Raw genomic sequence first — 24,741 nt, forward strand, 5'->3', positions numbered from 1 at the left:
TCGAGATGCGTATCTATGATAAGACGGGCGAGGTATTGCTTGACATCCCGGTGGACGATGACAGCTATCGTTACCGGGCGATAGCGCAAGCGAAGAAGGTGGAGCTGCGTTACTCCCTAGTGGATCACGTGGAGCTGCCCACCGGGACGTATATCGAGTACCATGGGGAAAGGTACACGCTGTGGTACCCTTCGGATTTCAAGAAGGAGGGCACGAGGGTATTCGACTATACCGTCACCTTCGGCGGCAACGAGGAGATCCTGAAAAAATATAAGTACAAGCTGTTGTCCGACAAGCCGTACAAGCTCAAGTTCGTCATGACGGCCACGCCGAGGATGTTCGTGGAGCTGCTGGTGGACAACCTCAATCTCTATGATTCCGGCTGGACGGTCGGCACGGTGATCGAGGCCCCGGAGAAACTGTTGTCGTTCAACCATGAGAAATGCTGGGCTGTATTGGGGCGTTTGGCCGAGGAGTTCGACACGGAGTTCGAGATCGTCGGAAAGACAGTTCACTTGCGCAAGGTGGAGTACTTCAAGGATGCCCCGGTCGCTCTCAGCTATGGCAAGGGAAACGGTTTCCTTCCGGGTGTAGGTCGTGCGAACCAAGGCGACAACCTCCCCGTGGAGATATTGTACGTGCAAGGCGGTGAGCGGAATATCGATTACTCGGCCTATGGCAGCCAGACATTGTTGTTACCCAAGTCACAGGAGCTGGAGTACCAAGGCCGACGGTACAAGACCGATCCGGATGGGATGTATGTCACTCGCGCGGACAGGCCCCTTTCCTCTTATAATGAGGACAGCTACGACGCCAGCGATATATATCCATCCCGGGTCGGTACGGTGAGCAAGACCGATACGGAGCCGGGCGAAGACACGGACGGGAACGATGTCACGTTCTATGATTTCTACGACTCGTCAATTCCAGATAACCTTAATTTCGAGGATTGCCTGATCGCTGGCCAGAGCATGACCGTGATCTTCCAGACAGGCCGTCTGGCGGGCCGTGAGTTCGATGTCAAGTACGTACACGAGGGGCGTAAGTTCGAGATCGTCTCGTCCGAGCAGGATGGCATGACGCTGCCGAACGCCTCCCTGTATCCGGAGGTCGGAGACAAGTACGCCGTCTTCAACATATCCCTTCCCGCCGCCTACGTATGCGACAACGCCACCAAGACCGGGGCGAGCTGGGACATGTTCCGGGAGGCGGTACGCTACCTGTACGAGCGTGAGGAGCGGCAATTCGCGTTCGGCGGAGAGCTGGACGGCATATGGGCCAAGAAGAATTGGTTGGCGATCGGCGCCAAGCTGGTACCCGGCGGTTATGTCGATTTCAGCGATCCCCAGTTCCAGCCGGACGGTATCCTGATCCGGATCACCGGGGTGAGGGATCACATTAATAGGCCCCACAGTCCGGAGCTTGAGCTATCCAACACGCCGGTAGGCGGTTTCCTGTCCGATGAGTTGGGCAAGCTGGAGAGCGAGGAGGTCGTTAATGACAAGAGGTATAAGGAGGCGTTACAGTTTACCAAGCGCCGTTACCGTGACGCTATCGAGGCGCAAGAGATGCTGGAAGTGGCCTTCGATAATTACTCCAAGGGCATAGACCCGATATGGGTACGTACCATGTCGCTCTTGGTGGGTGATGAGTCCCTGCAATTCCGTTTCGTCAACAGCAAGACCGCTCCTGTGACCGTCATGCCCGATTTCAGGTATGATGACAACACCGGGGTGTTTACCGCCCCGGCTTTGATCTTGCAGCACATGACGCTGGGCATCAGTGATATCAAGGAGTCCCATAAGCCTTCCGAATACCAGTATTGGGATATGGGGGCGTATACGAGTCCCTACTTGGGGGATTACGGGAAACTCTATCTCTATGCGAAGTGCGGCAAGAGCGGTGGGAAGGGGACGTTCGAGATGTCCGGGAGCCCTCATAAGTTCGAGGAGGATGGGTACTATTATTTCTTGACCGGTTTATTGGGCAGCCAGTTTGACGGGGCCCGTTCCTTCGTTACCGTGTACGGTTTCACGGAGATACTCCCCGGCCGGGTGACGGTGGATAGGATTGTCTCGACGGATGGTAATACCTATTTCATACTGAATAAGGGGGATGGCTCTGGCGAGTTTCATGGGCGTATGGTCTTTACCGCCGGTTCGGGGCTGAAAAACCTTGATGAGTGGCCGGAATTGGATCAGTCTATCAAGGAGGCCAAGAAATCCGTGGAGGACCTGAACTATTACGTGGACGGGGCGTTCAAGGATGGTATAGTCACGGAGACGGAGGCCGTAGCGATCGAGAAATACCTGAATACGGTCAATGTTTCCAAGGCCGAGGTCGAGGCCACTTATAAAAAATTATATGAGAATACCTATCTCTCCGGCCCGGCCAAGACCGGGCTTTTGAACGCGAAGGTGACATTGTTCGGGGCGATTGACAACCTATTGTCCTCCATCAATACCGCTATCGTTGACGGCAAGGCGACAGAGGCCGAGAAAAAAGACGTTGACGCCAAGTTCACGGCCTTCAATACCGCCATGTCCTCTTTTAACACAGCCGTAGAGGCCGCAAACAAGGCTATTCAAGATACGCTGAAAGGGTATTCAGATACAGCCATGAAAAAGGCGCAGGACGCTCTTAGCGAGGCGGAAAATGCCAGTAACGCTGCCAATAACGCCCAAGGATCGGCTAACGATGCCCAGAGCATGGCCAATGACAAGGCGAAGGTGTTCTACCAATCCACGGCCCCGAGATCGGGAATGCGGAAGAACGATCTTTGGGTAGACGGCGTGAATATCTATCGCTATAATGGTGAAGGGTGGGTTTTCGCCTCCGAGTACGACTGCACGATTACCGAGATCAATGGCGGCCTCGTGTCCACGGGGGCGATAGCGTTCGGTAATACCGGGGGCATGGCCGCTAGCGGTACCGTAAGGATATGGTCCGGCGGGAACTCCGGGGCGAACGGGGAGCCTCCCGCTTCCCCGACATTCAAGGTGCTCAGTGACGGCAAGGTATATGGCAGCAACTCCATCATGTGCATGAACCGTAATTACGAGGTCTCATGCGGTTTCGCCAGTGACGGTAATAGCGGTGGCGATATCTCGAACCTTGATCCGGGATCTGTCCGTATATGGGTCGGCAGCACTTACGAGCGAAGGGATGAAGCCCCTTTCCGGGTCGGGCTAAGCGGTTTGGTGGCCGCTAGCGGGTTGATGCTCTCCAAGCGACATTATATGTATAACGGGGCGTTGGCCATCCACAACGACGGACAAGTCACGCTAAGATCGGTAGATACCGATAATGGTGGTAACCACCTGCGTAATGTCATAATGCAGACGTATCCGAATTACGTGAACTCGGTACTTGATCTGACCGATATATTAGACTCCGCTACGGCGATGAGTGTCCCGCCTATCTTGACATTGAGGTGTGGGCGTTCCGCTTATACCAATTATCCGAGGATATGGATTAATTGCGTGCATAAGGCTGGTTGGGGTTCCGCTTTCCGGGTCGAGTCCCGGTATTTTAATGACGATGGTGCCATGGAGAGAACTGTCATTAATGTCGGCTCCATGATGACACACGTGCAATTGGGGGCGTTAAGCTCTTCGCCCGAGCTATATCCTGTTTACTATGATAACAAAACAGGTTATTTATGTATGAAATACTAATTTAAAAAAATAATAGATATGAAATTGACATTGAAAGACAGGGTATTAATACTCAATAACGTGCTGCCGATGTACGACAATCGCAAAAATATCGGCTTGAAAATATCTATCTCCGGCAAGGTCCAGCTATTGGATTCGGAGCGGAAGGAAGTGGTTATGACCCCTGTTGGTAACGGGGAATACGAGATCTCATTCAAGACCGTGGACGCCATGACAGGGGTCAAGTCCTTTGATTTCACGGACGATGAGTTATGGTACCTGAAACAGCGGGTGGATTACCTTGATCGGCAGGGGATGTTCTCCGCCGAGACGATCGACTCTTATTCCAAGATACTCGACCAGCCTTTTTCCGGGGAGGAATACCAAGATAGATGGAATGAGCTAAAGGGAATAGATCCTATCGCTTAACGGGATATAAGCCTTTATCGGGGGCGGGCAAATAAAAGTCCCCGTATATATTAAAAGAAAACGAGTTATGGGAGTTGATTTGAATACGATATTGGCGATAATCGGTGCGATGGGCGGGATCGAGGGGATAAAATGGGGCATCCGTGCGTGGGCGAACCGTAAGACTAACGCCCGTATAGCGGACGCTCAAGCTGACGTGGAGGAGTTCAAGGCCCTGCGTGAGTATAATGAGTTCTTGCAAAAGCAGTTGTCTGAGAAGGAGGAACGGTTCGTTGAGCAGACCGGACGGCTCCGGCAGGTGCAGGACGAGCTTTTCACCTTAAAAGAGAGCTACTCGGACGTGAAGATAGAACTGGCTTTAAAAAGGTGCGAGAAAAAGAAATGCGGCGATCGTGAGCCGCAGAACGGTTATTAAGAAGGGAGGATAAGGAATGAGAAATAACAATTTACCCCGGGGATTACGTAACAACAACCCCGGGAACATCAGAAGGAATAGCGATGTCTTCCAAGGCGAGAAGACAAGCTCAGACAAAGAGTTCAAGCAATTTAAATCGATGGCATACGGGTATAGGGCGATCTTCAAGATCCTGTCGAACTACGGCAGGAACTACCATCTAAAGACTATCCGTCAGATGATAGGAAGATGGGCTCCGCCGAAAGAGAACCATACGGAAAAGTATATTCAATTTGTATCTGACTACGCTGGAATCCCGGCTGACGATCCGATAAACATCAACGACCGAGAACAGATGATCCGGATCGTGGCAGGGATGAGCCGTTTTGAGAATGGGAGAGAGGCAGATATGTCGGATGTTATTGCGGGGTGGAATTTATTATGAGAACGGGAATGATTTGCGGGATGCTGGCGATAGCCGGTATCCTCGCCTTGTCCGGGTGTCGAACCAAGATACAGCCTGTCGCTATCGAGAATCGTATAGACTCGATCTATCTAGACAAGTTGGTGCCTTACCCAATGCCAGCCGATAGCGCCTCCATCCGTGCGTTGATGGAATGCGATGAGAACGGTAAGGTAGTCCTTCGTTGGCTGGACATGGCCAACACCAAGAACGTTGAGCTCATGTTCGCCTTGGATAGCCTCGGTAACGTGATCGCCAATATGAGGATTCCCCGGGATACGTTATATCTTCCGTCTAAGGAGATATACGTGGATAGGAGGGTAGAGGTTCCGATACCGGTGGAGAAGGAACTATCTAAGTGGGAGTCCATCAAGATAGAGGTTGGTGGTTGGGCGATAGGTCTTTTGTCTGGGTGTCTGATTATAGGTATAGGTTATGTCGTAAGATGGCTGGCATATAAAAAGAGATAAAAATCTCCGATATGAGGATTCCCATATCGGAGATAGTAGTGTCTTTCATGGTATTAGTTTTTAGGTTAGTGATTGTGCTGCTCTGCTTGCGATGAGTAGAGTGGTTTTTGCTATATGGTACTAACACTATGAAACTTTCATTTTTTTGATTATATACTATTTAATGTTTGTTTTGCGGGAAAATTTTCCTTAAAATATTTGTTTTGCGTTTAAAAATGCTTATTTTTGCGGGAAAATATTCCTGTAAAGCATGATGGATGAAATAAATATAGAACTACAAAAAGTAATAGATGCAGCGGTTAAATCTTCAGTAGATTTACAAAGTGTAACTTCTGTAAGAGAGCTGTATCAGAAAAGAAAAGATGAATTGGGGCTAACTGATTATCAAATTCAGAATTTATTAGGGATGGATAAAAATGTTCTAAACCCAATTATAGATGGCTCTGCGAAATTCATAAATGTTGTTAGTGTTATTAAACTATCTCATTTTTTAGGAGTATCAGTAAATGATCTAATTAAAATTTATGTCCCTGAAATGAGAGCGGAGCAAATTGGTGATATACAAAGGGCTCGTGAAGCTGGTTATATCGTTGAGAACTTTGATACAGTAACACTAACAAAAATAAAGTTCTTTAAGAAAAAATCCAGTTCTAAAGATATGTCTCAAAGAATAAAGGATTTTTTTGGATTTAATACAATATATGATTATTCGGAAACTCTTGTTTTTCCAGTATTTAGCAAGACAAAGAGAAATTCTAATAATTTAATCCGCAATTTTTGGGTACAATCAGCGTTAACTCAGTTTCAACAAATAAATAATCCTAACAAATATGATCGAACTTCTTTGATTGATTTGATGCCTAAAATAAGACCCTTTACGCGTGATATAGAAAATGGGTTAGTACAAGTGGCTAAGGCATTATATAAAGTAGGAGTTACTGTTATATTTCAACCTTCTATTGAGAAATTGCAAATAAGAGGGGCAACTTTCTCATGCAATAAAAAACCTTGTATAGTACTATCCGACTTGCAAAAGAACTATCCGACCTTGTGGTTTACTTTGTTACATGAGTTGCATCATGTTTTATATGATTTTGATGAGATTAATAAGAGAGTCTTTCATTTGAGTAGTGGGGAGGGAGATATTTTTTTAATGAATGAGGAACGTGCAGATAATTTTGCTACTGAATATTTGCTTAGTGAGGCGAGATTAAGATATGCCATTGGATACATAAATTCAAAAAAAATAATAGAACAGTTAGCAAGAGAATGGTGTGTTCATTCTTCTATTATATACTCTATATATTGTTATAAAACAAATGAATGGCCAAAATATCAAAAATATATACCCAAAATGGATGACGCATTAAGTTTGTTAAATACCCATCCTTTTGAAAAAGAAACGTTATTAGAATCAGTTTTACAGATTAAGAACTTAATATATAATATATAATTATGGAAGAAAATAAAAAAATAACTCAAGAAGAACTTGAGAGAATTGAAAAAGAACGGGAAGAAGAAAGAGAACGTCTTTCTATATTAATGAAAGCGGATGAGATAAAAGAGGAGACTTTTTCTTTTGATATCGATGGACAGGTTGAGCTAAAAAGTGAACTAGCAGATATGGCACTTGAAGCAATAGATGATCCTGAAACAAAATATAACTTGTATTATAAAGTGCTGAATTCATTGTTAAAGAAGTATTTACCGAAAGGAGAAGATCATAAAGCTGCAAGAGATTTGATTTATGAAGAGAAAAATACCTTTTTAACACGTGGACACCGGAAAGATGACAAAGGTATTCGTGGTGCAGATGGACGGATGTCTTATATACCGGATATGAATGAGTTAATAAACATTGTGACTGATTGGATATCATCAAAAGGTGGTATGTATGAATTATATGTGAAAATTAGAGATTTGAATATATCCAAAGGCTATGGAGAGCCACGTTCATGATTCAAATTACAGAAATTATGTGAACGTCTGGGTAAAATAATTATCCGGACGTTTTTCTCTTCCTCCTTACCCTCCCTTCCAAAATAATTCCCTACATTTGGGAAATCCTTAAAAGTAATCACTATGGCAAAAGATTCTACACCCTCGCAGATTGCGACCAATGCGTTACAATCACTCCCTTTCGATAATATTATCGGAGGCCCCTTGAATGCTTGTATAGAGGCTCAACAATTAGAGAAGACTGCTGCTGAGTTCATGAAAGAGGCTGGGCTTGATCTGGATAAAGATGCGAAAGATAAAGAATAGTTTAAATCCCTAAATTGATTGACCATGAAAGCGGAAAAACAACAGAGAGAGGCTACTTCACGGGTAATACAACCTTCAAAAGGAGGAATGCGATCTTTTGAATTTGCAGATAATAAAATCTCCAAGATTAAACAGCTTTATGAGGTTGAAAGAAACCTGGGGTATAGTGCTGTACAAAATATAGAGTTTATTAATACAAGAAAGCCTAATATCTCTGGACCTGTAGTTCAGCTAGCAACAACATGGCAATGGACTGGTACTTACTGGGATGCCTTAAGGACAGATGGATATCCTTCAGCACAACCAAATAGGCCCGGAGCTTACCTATATGAAGTAGTAGCAACTAAAGAAGATGCGGTAGAAGATGTTGAGCCTCCATTGGGTTACTCATTAGTGACTGACTCAGTAGGGAGACAGGCTTATTTGCATAATCCCAACGATTATGTGGTAGGTAGAGTTGCTCTTGATCATTTAATAGATATAGCACATGGAAATGAACACAGAATTCATCGTTCAGCTCAGATGGCGGGTACCTTAATTCCTACTTATATCCATCCTAACGATGATGAATTATATACTTTTACAACTCAAGACAATCATATTGATGGTATTCCTAAAATAACTATTTATGAACAAGGGAAGGTCAGAGGAGGTGTTCACAAATTTGGTAAATAACCGAAGATTGAACAACGACAAGAATTGTGATCATCAACCCCATAAGCCTCCATCCTCTCAACCGGGAAAGACCGTATCAACCCTGCGATATGGGGGGTAAAGTGAACTATATCATGAACTGCTCTCTCAAATTTATCGATCGGGTACCGGCATATATAGTTAAGGTTAACGTTCGGAGTTGTAATATTTCGGGCGTTTTTTGTATATTTGTAAGTGTTAAAATTAAATCATTAGATAATGGAAGGATTTTATGAAAAACTAAGAAAGTTAATGCCTTTAAAGAATTGGAATGATTTGATCTTAGAAGAAAGAGAAAAGCAGGATTTTAGAGAAGGTTTGTCATGTGCATTGGATGCTTATGTTTCATTGTTGAAAGAGTATAAAGAAATTCTTGGACCAGATATAGATGATATTATAGCAAAGGTCGAAGAATGTAATAACTACCTAAAGGAGTGTGTGAATTATTATTATGAAGGGATGTATAGCTCTGCATATGAGTCTATAGCAAAAATTTTATCAGATTCTCTTTATCAGAACTCATATCTCCCGATTCAGTCAGGATGTGTTTTGTATAAAGCAAGGACTATTGGAAAATATCAAAAACTTACTTTTGAAGATATGTTTCATATACCTTTAAATCAAAGGGGAATAGTGAAAACACAACGTTATAGTGCTCCTGGATATCCTTGTTTATATTTAGGAAAAAGTATTAACGTCTGTTGGGAAGAACTTGGACGGCCTCGTTTTGATGATCTAATGATTTCTCGTTTTGTTGTTAAAAATGAATTTCAGGTGTTAGATTTAAGGGTGCCTCAAAAAGATGCCTTGAAAAGTGATAGGTTGGCAGAGATATTGAAAAAAATACCGCTTATTATGAGTGTATCAATAGTTGTAATAGACACAGACGCCTCTTTTAAGCCAGAATATATTATTCCACAACTTATAATAGAATATATTATTACGAATAATCGGAATGAATATAAAGAAGGAAAACGTGATCTTTTTAGTTTTATATTGGGAGTATACTATACGTCTACTCACATAAATGGAGATTTGGAATTTCCAGAAAATATTTTTTATAATTTAGCACTACCAGTTGTTGTCGTCAATGGTAAAGAAACCTATTGTGAGCTTTTATCTTCTTGCTTTGACTGGACAGATCCTACTTCTTATTATTATGAAGATATAAAAGAAAAATTTGGAAGTACTTTCAGAGATGTGGATATTGATTCAAAATTGACACAAAAAGAACTTCATTATAAATATTCAAAAATGGGAGAATTAGAAAGTCGCATGTCTGAATTATCTTTAAAGGAGCACAAGCATTGCATTGTAAATACTAATACAATTTATCTCGATTCAGACGGTAAAATGCTAAATAAGTTAGAAATACGTGCTGATCATGATACAAGCTGGGCATTTAATAACTTATAGATTGGGGGCAGAAGAAGTCCCCAGCCGTTAGTAAAACCTCTAACCTTCCTACTAACGCAAAACACGTGAGCAAACTGTATGGCCAGAGCTGAAAACCCTCTTTCGTGTTACGATTGTTCTTGTATTGTAGGAATGTTAGAGGTCTTAAATATCACAACAGCAACCTCCCTTCCTTCTTATCCATCACCGCATTGAAAACACTTTTATAGGTCTCATACAACTCCTTCCGGCTTTCCTGCCCCGGCCAATCGGCAAAAGATTCTCCTGCAAAAAATTTCCAAGCGAAGATCCGTTTGGCTTTTTCGGACAACTCTAACAGGTCGACCTAATTTATTTTAGACTATCCCATTTGAATAAGGATAACAACTTCCTGTTGGCCTCCCAAAGTACACTGTAATCCCGTTCGATATACACACGAGCCAACTTCAATGTGGAATCGGTATGGTTAAGCATCTCATCTACCCTTGCAATATCAATGCCCGCTTTATTAGCGGCTAACGTTGCCATTGTATGCCGGGCATAATAATAATTCAGATCCGGAACTCCTATTATTTCTCCTATCTCATCTAGTCCTTTATTTATTGATTTATTGAAATTCTCTGAACTTCTATACCGCTTATGAAAAATAAAGACTTTCTCTCCAGATGGGTCGGAGTATTTCTCAAACAGTTTTTTTATTTCCGGTTCAATCCGGACTTTCATTTCTGCCTTATCTTCACGCCTAGTACGTGTCTTAGTCCTTTGATAGGAAATAATTCCGTTTTCGACGGTAGGAGCATTATAGAAATCGGCACTATTCATGCCCATCATCGCAAATGATAGGATAAAAATGTCTTTCGCTAAATTGAAAACAGGCTGACCTCCATTGCGAGCATTTTGTTTATACGGAAGATCTATTATTTGCTGTACTTGGTCTATAGACAATGTTCGATGCTCACTTTGGGGAACTGGTGCGATTTTGTATTTTGAGAACGGGGAAAATGGGATGCGTATGATTCCTCTATCCTCGTCGTTATATTCATTTTTAGCGAGGTTGTGTAATGTTTTGATTTGTGATGTGTAAAGGGATATGACCCGTTTGCCTTTAGGCTTATCAGTTGGTTTTGATCCACCATCGCGGCATCCTTTAAAAGAAGGTTCATTTTTTAGGAACTTCTCAAACGCTCTCATAAAAGATGCTGTAATGAGGTTTATGTCGAGCTCTTCTTTTCCGATGAACCTGACAAGCGCATTTATGGCTATCCGATAGTTCTTTGCCGTACCTAGTCTTCCGTCCTGCTCGAGATCATCCGCTATTTTTCGTCCATAGGAAATGAAATTCAGGCTGAAATTCTCTTCCTCTGTAGTCAAGTACTCCACAATTCGATCAACCTCCCAGTGCTCTGCTTCAACACCTGCGGATGTCAATTTTTTCTTAAATCCTAATATCATCTCTTCCATTAGGTCGATTACGGCTTGATTCTTGATCTTGATTTTTTCTTTTCCGTTGTCTTTCTTTTTTATAATATCTGAAACTGACACATTGTGGCTGGTCTTGATGTATTTGGACTTGCCTTTCTGTGTTATACGGATTTTTACGTTATATGTACCATCCTCTTTCCGTTGATGCGGGAGTACTAAAAATTTGAATGTAGCCATAATCGTGCACTGTAAAACATTTGTAAAAAAAATAGTACACAAAAGTACGTCAAAAAGATATTTTATATGTACGTGTTTGGATTATTTAATTAGTAGGATAATATGATATGTGTGGTTAATTGCTTGATTATTAATAAAATGTTAATGCTTTGACCTCGAGGAAAGGCAGTGCATTAGCTAATAATTGAACAATAACTTTTACTTTTCATAGGTTGTGTATATTCTGTCTTATGTACGCGAATGTATAAAAAAAGCGGAGACCGAAGGGCCTCCGCTTTATATTTTATTTTAAGAAATCAACTAGACTTGCCGGAAGATAGAACGTGTTATTTTTATCGACATAAACGACGACAGAGTTTAACCGTATCTCATCTTGGCCTTTCTTCCCGGACTTCACGATATTGGAGAACGGGGTGATCGTTAGCTGTTTTTTCTTATCTTTCTTGTTCTTAACGATCAAGGTTGGAGAACCTTTCTCGTCGGCGGCAGGGACGATCTCGCAAGTGTAATCCTCGAATACGTCCGTGTGGCGTGCGAAGTTCTTGTTTGTAAGATCTTCCAAGTTTTCGTGTGTCAATCCGAACAAATTGCATAAGTACTCATTCAGCTCGATGTTCGTATTCATACCTAGGGGTAAGGTTCCTTGCGGATGGTAAGCGGCAAGGAATACTTCCTCGCCCGTATGGCCGCCGGTCGTGAAACCGAAGCAAGTGCGGGAAGTGATGATATGCGCCATCAATCCGGTTAACGAGCCACTGTACATGGAGGAATTATCTTCTGGTTTGCGTTGGTCTTCCGGTATCGGGCTATTCTTATAATCCTTGCAATTGTTCAACGCATTCATCTCTTCCGGTGTCAGCTCGAAGCCGGCGTAGGTGCGGAATACGTTTTGCACTTCTGAGTTAGGAACGCTGTTTACCTTGTTGGCGAAACCCTCGGCGGTCAATTTATACAGGGAGAATTGGTGGAACAATTGATCTTTCGTCAATTTATCGTAACCTTTACAATCTCTTCTACCTAAGCTGATACCGCTGTTTCCGTGGTCGGGTACGATGACAACGGCAGTCTCGCCGTTATTGCGTGCGAACTCCAATGCGGCACCGCAGGCACGATCGAATGCCAAGAAATCGGTAGCCATACCTACCGGGTCATTTCCATGAGCGGCCCAGTCTACCTTACTGCCTTCTACCATTAAGAAGAAGCCATTCGGGTTCTTGGATAATTTGTCGATCGCCTTACGAGTCATTTCCTCGATAGAAGGTTGCTCTTCCGGATTGCGGTCGATATCGTAAGCCATTTCCTTGTTGCCATATAAAGCCCACATCTTCTGATTATTATCGGCACGCATACCTTTCAGGTCGTTTCTATATACGCCGTATCCGTTCGCCAATAGATAATCTTCCATATCCTTTGTAAGGATAGAAACTCCACCACCGATAACGACATCGATATCATTATGAACCATCTGCGGAGCGATCCAGTCGTATTTACCACGGTTGTAGCTATGAGCGGAGCAGTCCGCCGGGGTAGCGTGCGGGAATTCGCAAGTGAAAACCAATCCCGTGGCTTTGCCCTGCAACATCTTTCCAGCCTCCAATACAGTGGTAAGCGGTTGGAAGGCACGGGCCGGGTCGGTCGGGTAGATATCGTTATCACCGTCGTTCTCCGGGTAAGTGGATACATAACCCGTACGGCTCGGTTGTCCGGTCATGTAGCATGATGTAGTAGGAGCGGAGTCGCCGATAGGGGCGTTAGAAGAATGCGTACGCACCGTTCCGCACAAATACGGGTCGATGTTCAATTTCGGTTTGCTGGGATCTTGGTACCATTGCAACCAACGGGCGATAGAGATAGTCGCCAATGAGGTTCCGTCCGGGATTAAAAGGATCACGTTCTTGACAGGCTTCACGTTCTCCTTTTCCACGGCATTGGCCGGCATGATGATAATAGCCAGCAAAAGCAGAAAAGCTAATGTTTTTTTCATGTGCTTTAATTTAATAATGTATAACAAATTCTTCTATTAAATCCTAATTTCCAAGTGGGATGATCTCCTCGTTGAACCGTGTCAACTTCTCCACGCCCGTCTCCGTTACAAGGAAACTGTTCTCGATACCCACGGCACCGACACCCGGGATCACGAATTTGGGCTCCAAGGCGAACACCATATTCGGTAAAAGCTCCTCTTTCGAGCGAGGGGTAAGCACAGGTAGCTCATTGATCTGTATACCGATGCCATGTCCTACGAATTTAGCCTGTTGCTCGGTTCCCATAAAGTTAGCCGAAAGACCTTCTTTCTTAGCGATATTCGCCGCTATATTATATAAATCCGAACAAGCGGTTCCCGGGCGGGTAGCGTTTTCTACCTCCTGCTGTATCGTAAGGGCCACTTGATGCGCCCGATAAGCTTCCTCCGTCAGGCGGCCTACGGAGAAGACACGGGTCATGTCCGTCATATAAGCCGTATAATTGCCGGCCATATCCACCATGATAGCGGTACCTTCTTTTAATAAAGTACCGTTAGCGCCCAGCGGACAAGAAGCGTCTATGCCGCCTCCACCCAAAGCGAAATCAAAAGGGGATGGGGTCTCGGCGTTTTCCCCGGCGAGAATACTGCCCATATAGATATCCATATTGGCTCCGAAAGCACGGAAAAGACCGATCGAGCCGTTCTTGCGCATACGTTTCTCGATCTCGTACTGAAACTCCAAGTCTGTCATACCGGGACGGAAACATTCCGGGATCTCGCTATAAGTAGCCTCATGCTTGCGGGCGGCGATACGGAATTGCCCGATCTCCCAAGGGGTTTTTACCCGGCGAAGGTTTCGCATGAAAGCGGTGGCGTTACCGGCCTCCTCCGGTTGGAATACCTTTTGTAAACGGATATATTCATTATAAGTTAACTCATCTGCCTCTAATAAGAGTCTTTTCGGCATCTTAATTCCTCGTTCCGCAAATAAGGTTGGGATGTCTTCCGGCTTACGGATGTATTCCACTTGATGTCCTGAAAGCCCGTTCGGTCGCTTGATCAGGAACCACGGCTCACCGTCTACCGGCAAATAAAAATAACCACTATAGATTTGTCCTGTCGTATAATAAAGATTTACATCTACGGTAAGCAAACAGGCATCCATACCCATCTTTGCCATACCATCTCTCATCCGATCCCATTTTATCTTTAGGTCGTTCTTCAATTCTTCTGAAATCATCTTCCTTTGTATTACTTTTATTTTGTACCGGGCATCAAAGGTAACAAGAATTTACGAGATTTAAGTGGATTTGAGGTGAATAAAGTATTACAAACGCATATATGCGAATATACGGTTGAATAGGGAAATCTTCTTATGAATAAAGATAATCATATCTGTATCTATTCCTTGATTCTCGTCGTGAATCCTATAAACCACGGCGTGGTCTTTACAGATCATGGCGTGGTTTACAAAGACCACGCCGTGGTTTGTAGAATAGAAGTAGATCCGATATAGAATATATAAGTATTCAGCTGGTTATTCTTGCGGAACAGATAGGGTATTCGATACTATTGGACCGGGATCTTGATAACCACCTTCCGGATATTCCCTTGGCCGATACCCGGGGCGTGCCCGTCTTCCGGGAAATAAATGGCGAATTGTCCGGGATAGATTTTCGTATAGGCGGTAGGTTTGTCGATATAAAAGGCGATATCTTGCTCCTCGTTGTATGGAACGGACTCCTCTAGTAATTGATCTCCCGGTTTCCACCCGATTTTCTCTACGCCCAATAAGGGGAATTGGATATCGATAAATTTCTTGTGGGTCTCGATGGCCGCTTCCGACTTCTCCTTTCCGAAGAGGCTGGCGATGCTAACCGTGAAACCAGCGTCCGCTATATCGTATTTACCATCTTCCATTTTTGAAAAATCAGTAGACTTAACATAGTCAAAAGCCTGCTTAAACAGCGGATGGATACATTCGATCCGCTTAGAGTTCTCAAGTGAGTCTAGAATCATATTGTTATTAAGTTTTAGTAATTGGTTTGAAAATCCTTACAAATGTCGGGTATTTCCCTGTTAAATAATAGTCATATTTCTCAAATAAATCTATTAAGTTCCTAGGTTTCTTAACGTACGTAAATACTGTTTCGTAAAGTTTGCAATCTGGTTGCAATCATATTTATCGTATCTTTGTTATTCATTTATATATAACTAAACAGGTGATACGATCTATGAAAGATTTGGAGACAATTATACTACCGGTTCTCGAGATGAGTTGCGCCGTATGTGCCAATAACGTAGAGAATACGGTGAAGGGACTTCCCGGCGTGGAAGAGGCATCGGTGAATTTCGCGGCGAATACGCTTTCCGTCAAATACCATCCATCCTTGATTACTCCTCAGAAAATGAGAGAGGCCGTGCAGGAGGCCGGATACGATTTGGTCGTGGAGGTAGAGGATCCGACGGCGGTACAGGAAGAGATGGCACGAGAGCATTACCGGAAGCTACGCCGGAATACGATCGGGGCGTGGGTACTTTCCATTCCGCTGGCCCTGCTGGGAATGGTGTTTATGCATACGCCCGGCGGTAACTGGATCATGATGGCGCTGGCCTTGGTGATTATGATCGTGTTCGGGCGGTCGTTCTACGTGAACGGCGTGCGCCATGCGTTGCACGGTAGCGCCAATATGGATACATTGGTGGCGTTGAGTACCTCGATCGCTTTCCTGTTCAGTTTCTTCAATACCGTATACCCGCAGTTCTGGTATGAGAAAGGATTGGAGCCGCATGTTTATTATGAGGCATCCGGCGTGATCATAGCATTCGTTCTGTTGGGTAAACTTCTGGAGGAGCGGGCGAAGAACAGCACTTCTTCCGCTATCAAGAGCTTGATGGGATTGCAGCCTAAAACCGCCCGTCGTGTGCGAGATGGTCAGGAGGAAGAGGTCTCTATCTCGTTCTTGCGGGTGGGAGATCTTGTCAGTGTCCGTCCCGGTGAGAAGATCCCGGTGGACGGCACGGTGTCTCAAGGTTCCTCTTCCGTGGATGAGAGCATGTTGAGTGGCGAGCCGATTCCTGTCGTGAAATCACAAGGCGACCGAGTCTTGGCCGGGACGATCAACCAAAAGGGCGCTTTCTTGATGGAGGCGACCGGGGTGGGGAGCGCTACCGTATTATCGCAAATCGTACAGATGGTACAAGCCGCTCAAGGAAGTAAGGCGCCCGTGCAGCGTATCGTTGATAAAATAAGTGGTATATTTGTACCGATCGTTGTCGGATTGGCGATACTTACTTTTATCGTCTGGCTGGTAGTAGGAGGAAGCGGGTACTTCTCGTACGCTCTCTTATCGGCGGTATCGGTATTGGTGATCGCTTGCCCTTGCGCGTTGGGACTTGCTACGCCAACTGCCTTGATGGTCGGGATGGGTAAAGGCGCCGAGCATCATATATTGATCAAAGACGCTTTTGCCTTGGAAAACCTTTGTAAGGTGGATACCGTCGTGCTGGATAAGACCGGGACCTTGACCGAGGGCGTACCCGAGGTGACTGACTCTTTCTGGGTATCGGAGGCAAGCCGGGATATGCTGGATATCCTTTATACCGCCGAGATGAAGTCTGAGCATCCTTTGGCGTCCGCTATCCTCTCATGGTTGAAAGGAACGGAGGCTGCGGAGATCGACGCTGATAGTTTCGAGAGCGTAACGGGGCGTGGTATCCAAATGCAGGTACATGGCGTGACGTATTGGGTAGGAAGCAAAGGCTTTTTGGAAACCTTCAAGGCGATGGTTCCGCCCGAGGCTGGGCGGGAAATCATCCGGTGGGAAGAGGATGGCAAGAGTATCGTTTATTACGGTTGGGAATCGGAATTGCTTGCGGTCATGGCTATTTCGGATCGGTTGAAACTTACGTCGGGAGAGGCGGTAGAGGCCTTGAAAGAAATGGGTATCGAGGTTCATTTATTGACCGGCGATGGGAAACGGACCGCCGAGACCGTTGCGGCCATGCTGGATATCCGTCATTATAAGGCGGATGTCTTGCCGAGCGATAAGGAGGAGTATATCCGTTCCTTGCAAGCCGCCGGAAGGAAAGTGGCTATGGTGGGGGATGGTATCAACGACTCGCAAGCCTTGGCCCGTGCGGATGTGAGCATTGCGATGGGTAAGGGAACGGATATCGCCATGGATGTGGCGATGGTCACGTTGATTACTTCGGATTTGATGTTATTGCCGGATGCGATCCGCTTGTCGAAACGTACGGTTCGCTCGATCCACCAGAATTTATTCTGGGCATTTATCTATAACTTGATCGGAATCCCATTGGCGGCGGGGGGCTTATTCCCGGTGAACGGATTGTTACTGAACCCGATGTTGGCGAGTGCTGCGATGGCTTTCAGTTCCGTGTCGGTGGTATTAAATAGCTTACGGTTGAAATGGAGTAAACTTTAAATAATAAGTAGAGATATGGCAACATTAAAATTTAAGACAAACGCTAAATGTGGCGGATGCGTGGCGGCTATCGGCGCTAAATTGAATAAATTAGTAAAAGAGGACGCATGGTCGATCGACTTGAAATCCCCGGATAAAACATTGACTATAACAACCGATCTTCCGGCGGAGACAATTCTTTCCGCCGTATCGGAGGCCGGTTTCAAGGCTAGCGCCTTGTAGTCGTAGCGATCGGATGGATGAGAAAACAAAGACAGACTCATGGTGAGGAAGTAGCGAATGTGCTTACGCATGGTGCGGGCATGTTGTTCGGCTTAACGGCGATTGTCGTCTTGATGATCGCCGGGATTCGTACAGGTGATCCGTGGGTGATCGGTAGTTTCGCCGTTTATGCGTTGTGCATGACTTCCTCGTATGTGACCTCTACCTTTTACCACGCCGCTTCCGATCCCAAGCGGAAATGCCAGTTGCGCCGTTGGGATCATAGCGCTATTTATTTGCATATTGCGGGTACTTATACGCCATTTACCTTGGTGGCTCTCCGCGACGAGGGTTTCTGGGGCTGGGGATTATTTATTACGGTTTGGCTGGCAGCGGTTATCGGCGTATGGTTTAGCTTCCGTCGGATGAAGAAAAAGGATAATCTGAAAACGGTTTGTTATCTGCTGATGAGCTGGGTGGTGATTATCGCTTTCAAACCATTGATCGATGTTTTCCAGCGTACGGATTCGATGTATGTCTTATATTGGTTGATCGGAGGAGGCTTGTTCTATTCCTTAGGAACGATTTTTTTCTTTCTGGATAAATATAAATATATGCATTCCGCATGGCATTTATTCGTTCTCGGGGGAACGGTTTGCCATTTTATAGCGATCTATAATTTGGTGTAAGGAAAAATAAAGAAGCCGGAACTGTGTTTAGCGGTTCCGGCTTCTTTTATTCTTGTTCTTCCGGATGTTGTTTCTTGTATTTATAATCCGCTAAAATCAACCCCATTGAAAAGCAAGGAAGGGATTCGCCAGCTGGAGGATAGGCGGGGGTCGTTTCCGACTTCCGCTAGGTTACTCCATAGGGAGAGCATATTACCCGTGGCGTTCATCTCGGAGATCGGTTGGGATAGCTTGCCTCTCTCGATCAAGAAACCTTCCACACCATACGAGAAATCGCCGGTCGTGCTATTGCAGTTTCCACCGTTGAAGCCGGTCACCAATATACCTTTGTCGATAGAGGCGATCAATCCGTCCAGATCCTTATCACCATTCCGCATGGTAAGAATCGAGGGAGAGCCGATCGTTTGTTCCATGCCCATCTTGTTGGCGGAATACGTATCGATATAATACGTTTTCAATATACCCTGCTCGAATACCGGAAGACGTTTCGTGGCAACACCCTCGCTATCGAAATAACGTGCGCCGGAAGCCTTTACCAAATGAGGCTCATCTATCAAGGTCATCTTGTCGCTCGCTACCTTTTGGTCGATCTTATCCAACAAGAAAGAGTTCTTTTGCTGGATGGAGGAACCGTAAATGGCTCCGATTACTGGAGAAAGCAGACGACTGGAGTTCATGTTATCCACGATCATGGTATATTTACCGGACGCCACTTTCCGCTGTCCCAGTTTTCGAAGCACCCGTTCCAGCGCTTTCGTACCGATACCGGTCTTCACCAGCTCGTCATAATACAAGGAAGAGTCGTACCAATAAGACTCGGGACGGGCGTCACCCTCCCCACGGATGCTGACACTCCCCACCAAGCCATAAGAGGAACCAGAAGCCTCGCCTTCGAAACCGTTGCTGGCTACCATGTACTTAAAGTCCTTCTCGTCGCTGTAGGAAGCGTTGGCGGAGATGATCCGGTCGTCCTTGCCCATGATTTCCTCACAGACGCTCATGGCCAACGCTACCTTGTCGTCCGGTTGCACGGAGTCGAAATTCGGGTCGACCAATCGCAAGTCCGCCGCCCCACCTTTATAATACAAGGAAGCGTCCGGCAGCGTGCGAGCCTTGTCCTCGGCGAGGAAACGAGTGGCGGAGATACCATCCTTGATGAACTTCTCCAGCTCTTTCTTATCCAAGCGATTGGTAGAGTAGGAGCCGTAACGGCCGTCCACGAACAAATGAACCACCATGCTGTTCTCGGACGCCTGTTGCAGACGGTCTATTTTCATATCCCGTATCTCAAACGAACTGCTGGAACCATTGTAAAGCGTGACACGTGAAGACTGACAACCATTCTTCAAGGCATATTCCATGGCCCATTGAGCCAATTTCTTATTTTCGTTTGTTATCATATTAGTTTTCTCCTCCTACTGTAAGTTTGCTGACTAAGGCCGACGGCATACCGCAGGTTACCGGGCAAGACTGTCCATCCTTACCGCAGGTCCATGTGCCGTTATCCATTTTATAATTATTACCCACCATCGTGATATCCGCCAACGCTTTCGGGCCGTTACCGATGATATTGATATCCTTGATAGGTTGGGTGAGCTTGCCGTTCTCGATCAAGTAACCATCCTTCACGAAGAAGGTAAAATCGCCTGCGCCAATCTGTACCTGCCCGTTCGTGAAGTTGGCGGCATAGATACCTTTCTTTACGGTAGAGATGATCTCCTCTTCCGTCACGTTGCCCGCTTCCATATAAGTGGCACGCATACGGGGGATAGGCATCTGACGGAAAGACTCCCGGCGGCCATTGCCCGTAGAGGGGATGCCGTAATGTTTTGCGCTGATACGATCGTGCAGATAACTGGTCAAGACTCCCTCCCGTACGATATAGGTTTTTTGTCCGTCCACACCCTCGTCATCGATATTGACCGAGCCCCGGTTGAAAGGAATCGTGCCGTCGTCCACCACGTTGATATGCTCGTTGCAAACTTTCTTGTTCAGCTGATCGGAGAAAATAGAGGTGTTCTTACGGTTGAAATCCGCCTCGAAAGCATGGCCGATCGCCTCGTGCAATAAGATGCCAGAGCCACCGGCACCCATGACAACAGGCATTTCCCCGCCTTTTGGCTTGATCGCCTGAAATAAGATAGAGGTCTTATCCACTGCCTCTTGGGCAAGCTCGTTGATCAGGTCGTCCGTCAGGAATTCCGCTCCCATACGAAAAGCCCGTGCGGCGTACGAGTTCTCGATCTTCCCGTTATCCTCCATGATGCAGACGGCGCTCAAGGCGCTCATCGGGCGATAATCGTAATAAATCTGCCCTTCCGAGTTACAGAATAAGATATGAGAGGTCGTGTCTCCCAAAGAGGCCATCACCTTGGTGACCCGCTTGTCCTTTGCGAATATCTGATCGTTCAGTTTCTGCAAGAAAGGCATCTTGTCATTAATGGCTATCTCGTCCCAAGGTGTTTGTACGTTATAGAAATTGTTCGTACACGCTTTTTCCGTCAGGTTTATTGCGGTGGTGTTCGCCGATCCGGTGGCGATCCGTGCGGCCGTGCGAGCCGCCTTCAGCATCTCGTCTAAGGTAACGTTCTCTACGTAGGCGTATCCCGTTTGGTCACCAGCCAAGACTCGTACGCCCATCCCAAAATCGATGTTGGATGAGGCACGGTTTACGGCACCATCCTGCAACCCCACGTTGTTCCTGTATGAATGCTCGAAAAACAAATCGGCATAATCCCCGCCTTTCTCCAAGGCTGCCGCCAATACCTTCCTCAAATCCCCCTCACTCACCTTGAAATAATTCATGGCGAATGAAATACCGGCTGCTTTATCCCCCTCACTACCGGTGCAACTTCCTAGTAAGGAAGGAGCCGCTAATGTTCCAAGCATAACCATACCTCCTGTTTTAATGAAATCACGTCTGTTAATATTCATGTTGTTGTTGTTTAGCCCAATCCATCACGTTTGCGGGTGGACGTTGATTCAATAACTCTTTTTTCATAAAATCCATGTAAGGAGCTACATGCTTGAAGAATTTCTTGTATCCCTTACATAGATAATTTAGTCCCGGCTCCCCATTCGGCGTATGGAGAAACCGGTTTTTCGGGCACTCTCCATGGCAAGCGAAAAGATATTCGCATTCCTTGCATTGCGTAGGGAGCTTATCTTCTTTATCCGTTCCAAACTTTTGTTGTACCGGACTGTACATCATCTCCGTTAATGTCTTTGTTTGGATATTCCCGAGTTTGTATTCCGGGAATACGAAATGGTCGCAAGCATATACGTCGCCATTGAACTCCATTACCCCGGCGTGACCGCAATGGCGGGCCAAGGAGCAGACCCCGGGTTGTTCGCCTACCCAGTTCGCCAAGGTGGAATCGAATAATTGGATGTAGAACTTGCCGACATCCTCTTTCAGCCACTCGTCGAACAAGGCGCAAAGGAAATCCCCCCATTTCTCGCTATCTACCGAGAACGGAGCTAGCTCGATCGCTGCGTCTTGCTCCTCGGGAGAAGATAGCTTGGTGCCTTCCTTGTGCCGGCCGATACGCTCCACGATCGGGGCGAATTGGATGAAACGGCAATCCAGTTCCTTGAAGAAATTATAGAATTCCAGCGGATAATCCACGTTATAGTCATTCACGACGGCCATGGCGTTATATTCTACCCCATGTTTTTTCAGCAACTCGATTCCCTTCATCACCTTATAGAAAGAGGGGAGTCTCTGCCGGTTCCTACGGTATTCGTCGTGGAACTCTTGCGGGCCATCGATAGATACACCCACCAAGAAATTATTTTCCTTGAAAAATTGGCACCACTCATCATTCAATAGGGTACCATTGGTTTGGATACAGTTGTCTATTTGCCGTCCTCCCGCATATTTACGCTGCAACTCCAAGGCTTTTTTATAGAAGCTGATAGGCCGCATCAGCGTCTCACCTCCATGCCATGTAAACAAGACTTCTTGCATGGTCTGGCATTCCATGTATTCCTTGATGAACTTCTCGAGTATCTGGTCTGTCATGATGTGATTCTTTACATCCGGATAGAACTTGCTTTTCTCAAGGTAATAACAATACTCGCATGCCAAATTACAAACAGAACCAACCGGTTTCAACATGATGTAGACCGGCTTAGCGAAAGGGGAAATATAGGAACTATTCATGGTATATTATTAGATGTTACATTTCTATTTCAACTCGAACTCGCTAAGTACAATTTTTTGTTTTAGTTCGCTGAACGTTTGATCGGACTTAGTCAGTGTACGGAAGGTATATTTATCCCCGTATGTGGAAAGTACCTTTTCCATCTCATTTTCTCCGATCAAGAAATAACCTTTGGCGGGTGTTTCTTTATCGAAGTCATGGAAGATATTTCCCATATAGAAGTTTAACCCGTACAGATTCCGATAAATCCGAAGGTTATTTACGACATATACATTCTTTTTATTCAATGGATATTCTTTCAGGATACGTTCAGCGAAAACGCGGCAAGAATCCCCTTCACGAATACCTCTCATAATGACACCGTCGATTAATAAATTAATCGAGAATGTCAAGGCTATCGTAGCATAGAGAATCTTGATATTTATTTTCTTGAACATCTGGTAATAGACCGTTCCTAATATCAATAGATTTATGAAGATAATACAGATCGTAAGTGTGCTGGGATGAACCAATACTTTTGATACCATTCGTACCATGTCCAAGGTCGATGCGTTTTGTGTATATTGACCGACGATACCAACAGGATCAATAATACCGAATACCGTAAGCAAGATCGCTATCATGACGACACTTACTACGGAAGCTAAAAAGGCAGCGAATACCCGAGTTACTTTCGTACGGTATTCTGTAATATATAAGGCATACTGAGCCAAGAACAAGGCAATGAACGGATAAGCCGGCATTAAATATACGCTTCGTTTACTGGAAGGGATCGAATAGAAGAAAAGGATGCCGACTAAAGCAACCAAACTAAATAAACGAACTTTTTCCATGGAGCGGATACGTTTCCACGTATTCTTTAAGATCTCTTTAATAGGTTGCTCAGGCTTGCTAAGTTTCAGCCCGAATAAAGAGAAGAAAAAGAAAATAGTCCAAGGTATAAAGCCTGCCGCCAACGTCATGAAATTGTACCAAACACCATTCTCATGCCCCAGATCATAGGAAATTTCAGGAGTGTTTAGGTGTAAGAAACGAGCGAAATTCTCCGCTAATACGACATTAAGGAACTCATCTCCCCCCTGCTTCCATGCGGCGGTATACCACAACATCGGTAGGAATAAAGAGGAAATTCCCGCATATAATAAAGTCTTGAATATGGTGAGATAACTGTATTGACCTAACATTAATAGATAAATGCCGAATACGAATAGGGGCAATACTACGCCTACCGGTCCTTTGGTCAGAACGGCGCATCCTAATAATAAAGGTATGAATATGGGAAGTCCTTTCAGCTCTAATTTATCTTCCCATCGATATAGCTGGAAAAGCCCTATGACGATGAAAGTAGTGAGCAACATATCCACCCGAGTCGTCATGGCCGCCCGATGTATCTCTACGCAGGTGACCAATAGGAGGGTCGCTATGAATGCCTCCTGAAACTTTACGATTCGTTTACCGAAAAAGACCAATACGAACCCGATCAAGGTAATAAAGGCTAAAGCCGATGGCAAGCGGGAGGTGAACTCGGAAACATATCCCTGTGGATAGGAGAAAGCAGCCATTAACCAATGCGCCATCGGTGGCTTAAAAGCGAACTCGTTGGCGTAGGATTGTGGCAAGACCCAATTGCCCGTCTCGAGCATGGAGATCGCTACGGCCGCTTCCCGGGGTTCCCCTTTGGTGGAGAAGTCGCCGAGGCCGATCCAAGGTAACACAGATATAATACAGATTACTACCATCATGGTTACCGGCTTTTGCAAGTAAAGATATTGAAGTGTAGGTGTACGCATATGACAATTAATATATAGGGCTTTGGCCCATTAATGTTATAAAACAGTTTGCAAAAG

22 protein-coding genes are annotated in these 24,741 nt (G+C 45.3%); 14 read left to right on the forward strand and 8 right to left on the reverse strand.

The genetic code is table 11. The features are described 5' to 3' along the window. The first annotated feature begins 5 nt into the window (after positions 1-5). The 10 genes from BDI_RS20975 to BDI_RS19915 all read left to right on the forward strand — a co-directional run bounded on the left by BDI_RS20975 (position 6) and on the right by BDI_RS19915 (position 9,786). Positions 6-3,677: a hypothetical protein gene (locus BDI_RS20975; protein ID WP_011966233.1), complete on the forward strand. Its 3,672-nt coding sequence runs from the start codon at positions 6-8 to the stop codon at positions 3,675-3,677. An 18-nt stretch (positions 3,678-3,695) separates the two neighbouring features. After that, entirely contained in the window at positions 3,696-4,085 is a 390-nt protein-coding gene (locus tag BDI_RS04510) for a hypothetical protein (RefSeq protein WP_011966234.1), read from the forward strand. A 67-nt stretch (positions 4,086-4,152) separates the two neighbouring features. Continuing rightward, a complete protein-coding gene (locus BDI_RS04515; protein ID WP_011966235.1) occupies positions 4,153-4,500 on the forward strand; it encodes a hypothetical protein in 348 nt (115 codons plus the stop codon). Between the two features lie 16 nt (positions 4,501-4,516). Beyond that, on the forward strand, positions 4,517-4,924 hold the full coding sequence (locus BDI_RS04520; RefSeq protein WP_011966236.1) for a hypothetical protein: 408 nt from the start codon (positions 4,517-4,519) through the stop codon (positions 4,922-4,924). Next, on the forward strand, positions 4,921-5,412 hold the full coding sequence (locus tag BDI_RS04525; RefSeq protein WP_011966237.1) for a hypothetical protein: 492 nt from the start codon (positions 4,921-4,923) through the stop codon (positions 5,410-5,412). Before BDI_RS04520 ends, BDI_RS04525 begins: the two co-directional genes overlap by 4 nt. A 250-nt stretch (positions 5,413-5,662) precedes the next feature. Then, positions 5,663-6,865 carry an ImmA/IrrE family metallo-endopeptidase gene (locus tag BDI_RS04530; RefSeq protein ID WP_011966238.1) on the forward strand — a complete coding sequence of 401 codons (1,203 nt, stop codon included), beginning with the start codon at positions 5,663-5,665 and terminating at the stop codon, positions 6,863-6,865. 2 nt (positions 6,866-6,867) lie between these two features. Then, complete coding sequence (locus BDI_RS04535; RefSeq protein WP_011966239.1) at positions 6,868-7,371, forward strand: hypothetical protein; 504 nt, start codon at positions 6,868-6,870, stop codon at positions 7,369-7,371. Between the two features lie 123 nt (positions 7,372-7,494). Next, the gene (locus BDI_RS04540) at positions 7,495-7,677 is read left to right on the forward strand and encodes a DUF2589 domain-containing protein (protein WP_011966240.1); all 183 of its coding nucleotides are present in this window, start codon (positions 7,495-7,497) and stop codon (positions 7,675-7,677) included. 24 nt (positions 7,678-7,701) lie between these two features. Continuing rightward, positions 7,702-8,352, forward strand: a complete 651-nt coding sequence (locus tag BDI_RS04545; RefSeq protein WP_011966241.1) for a hypothetical protein — start codon at positions 7,702-7,704, stop codon at positions 8,350-8,352. Positions 8,353-8,589: 237 nt separating this feature from the next. Next, entirely contained in the window at positions 8,590-9,786 is a 1,197-nt protein-coding gene (locus tag BDI_RS19915) for an RES family NAD+ phosphorylase (protein WP_011966242.1), read from the forward strand. Positions 9,787-10,116: 330 nt separating this feature from the next. On the opposite strand, the gene BDI_RS04555 is transcribed toward BDI_RS19915, so the two are convergent. The 3 genes from BDI_RS04555 to BDI_RS04565 all read right to left on the reverse strand — a co-directional run bounded on the left by BDI_RS04555 (position 10,117) and on the right by BDI_RS04565 (position 14,630). Next, positions 10,117-11,424: a tyrosine-type recombinase/integrase gene (locus BDI_RS04555; RefSeq protein WP_011966243.1), complete on the reverse strand. Its 1,308-nt coding sequence runs from the start codon at positions 11,422-11,424 to the stop codon at positions 10,117-10,119. A gap of 283 nt (positions 11,425-11,707) precedes the next feature. Further along, the gene (locus tag BDI_RS04560; RefSeq protein WP_011966244.1) at positions 11,708-13,408 is read right to left on the reverse strand and encodes an alkaline phosphatase; all 1,701 of its coding nucleotides are present in this window, start codon (positions 13,406-13,408) and stop codon (positions 11,708-11,710) included. Between the two features lie 43 nt (positions 13,409-13,451). After that, the gene (locus tag BDI_RS04565) at positions 13,452-14,630 is read right to left on the reverse strand and encodes a M24 family metallopeptidase (protein WP_005857318.1); all 1,179 of its coding nucleotides are present in this window, start codon (positions 14,628-14,630) and stop codon (positions 13,452-13,454) included. A 135-nt stretch (positions 14,631-14,765) separates the two neighbouring features. On the opposite strand from BDI_RS04565, the gene BDI_RS20980 reads away from it, so the two are divergent. After that, a complete protein-coding gene (locus tag BDI_RS20980) occupies positions 14,766-14,906 on the forward strand; it encodes a hypothetical protein (RefSeq protein WP_170078648.1) in 141 nt (46 codons plus the stop codon). 53 nt (positions 14,907-14,959) lie between these two features. Here the strand turns inward: BDI_RS20980 and BDI_RS04570 are convergent, their stop codons facing one another. Continuing rightward, positions 14,960-15,409 carry a YhcH/YjgK/YiaL family protein gene (locus BDI_RS04570; protein ID WP_005857314.1) on the reverse strand — a complete coding sequence of 150 codons (450 nt, stop codon included), beginning with the start codon at positions 15,407-15,409 and terminating at the stop codon, positions 14,960-14,962. Between the two features lie 215 nt (positions 15,410-15,624). On the opposite strand from BDI_RS04570, the gene BDI_RS04575 reads away from it, so the two are divergent. The 3 genes from BDI_RS04575 to trhA are packed head-to-tail and all read left to right on the forward strand — an operon-like array spanning position 15,625 to position 18,728. After that, the gene (locus BDI_RS04575; RefSeq protein ID WP_011966245.1) at positions 15,625-17,838 is read left to right on the forward strand and encodes a heavy metal translocating P-type ATPase; all 2,214 of its coding nucleotides are present in this window, start codon (positions 15,625-15,627) and stop codon (positions 17,836-17,838) included. Between the two features lie 15 nt (positions 17,839-17,853). Beyond that, positions 17,854-18,060, forward strand: a complete 207-nt coding sequence (locus BDI_RS04580; RefSeq protein ID WP_005857310.1) for a heavy-metal-associated domain-containing protein — start codon at positions 17,854-17,856, stop codon at positions 18,058-18,060. Positions 18,061-18,077: 17 nt separating this feature from the next. Then, on the forward strand, positions 18,078-18,728 hold the full coding sequence (trhA, locus tag BDI_RS04585; RefSeq protein ID WP_005857308.1) for a PAQR family membrane homeostasis protein TrhA: 651 nt from the start codon (positions 18,078-18,080) through the stop codon (positions 18,726-18,728). An 80-nt stretch (positions 18,729-18,808) separates the two neighbouring features. On the opposite strand, the gene BDI_RS04590 is transcribed toward trhA, so the two are convergent. From BDI_RS04590 to BDI_RS04605, 4 genes are read right to left on the reverse strand one after another with little or no spacing between them, the layout of a single operon-like run. Beyond that, positions 18,809-20,128: a TldD/PmbA family protein gene (locus tag BDI_RS04590; protein ID WP_005857306.1), complete on the reverse strand. Its 1,320-nt coding sequence runs from the start codon at positions 20,126-20,128 to the stop codon at positions 18,809-18,811. Between the two features lies 1 nt (position 20,129). Then, positions 20,130-21,662 carry a TldD/PmbA family protein gene (locus BDI_RS04595; RefSeq protein ID WP_010183233.1) on the reverse strand — a complete coding sequence of 511 codons (1,533 nt, stop codon included), beginning with the start codon at positions 21,660-21,662 and terminating at the stop codon, positions 20,130-20,132. After that, positions 21,652-22,893 carry an anaerobic sulfatase-maturation protein gene (locus BDI_RS04600; RefSeq protein ID WP_011966246.1) on the reverse strand — a complete coding sequence of 414 codons (1,242 nt, stop codon included), beginning with the start codon at positions 22,891-22,893 and terminating at the stop codon, positions 21,652-21,654. The genes BDI_RS04595 and BDI_RS04600 overlap by 11 nt, the downstream gene beginning before the upstream one ends. 24 nt (positions 22,894-22,917) lie before the next feature. Then, on the reverse strand, positions 22,918-24,684 hold the full coding sequence (locus tag BDI_RS04605) for an ArnT family glycosyltransferase (protein WP_011966247.1): 1,767 nt from the start codon (positions 24,682-24,684) through the stop codon (positions 22,918-22,920). Between the last annotated feature and the right edge of the window lie 57 nt (positions 24,685-24,741).

It is taken from the genome of Parabacteroides distasonis ATCC 8503, assembly GCF_000012845.1.
GTDB classification, from domain to species: domain Bacteria; phylum Bacteroidota; class Bacteroidia; order Bacteroidales; family Tannerellaceae; genus Parabacteroides; species Parabacteroides distasonis.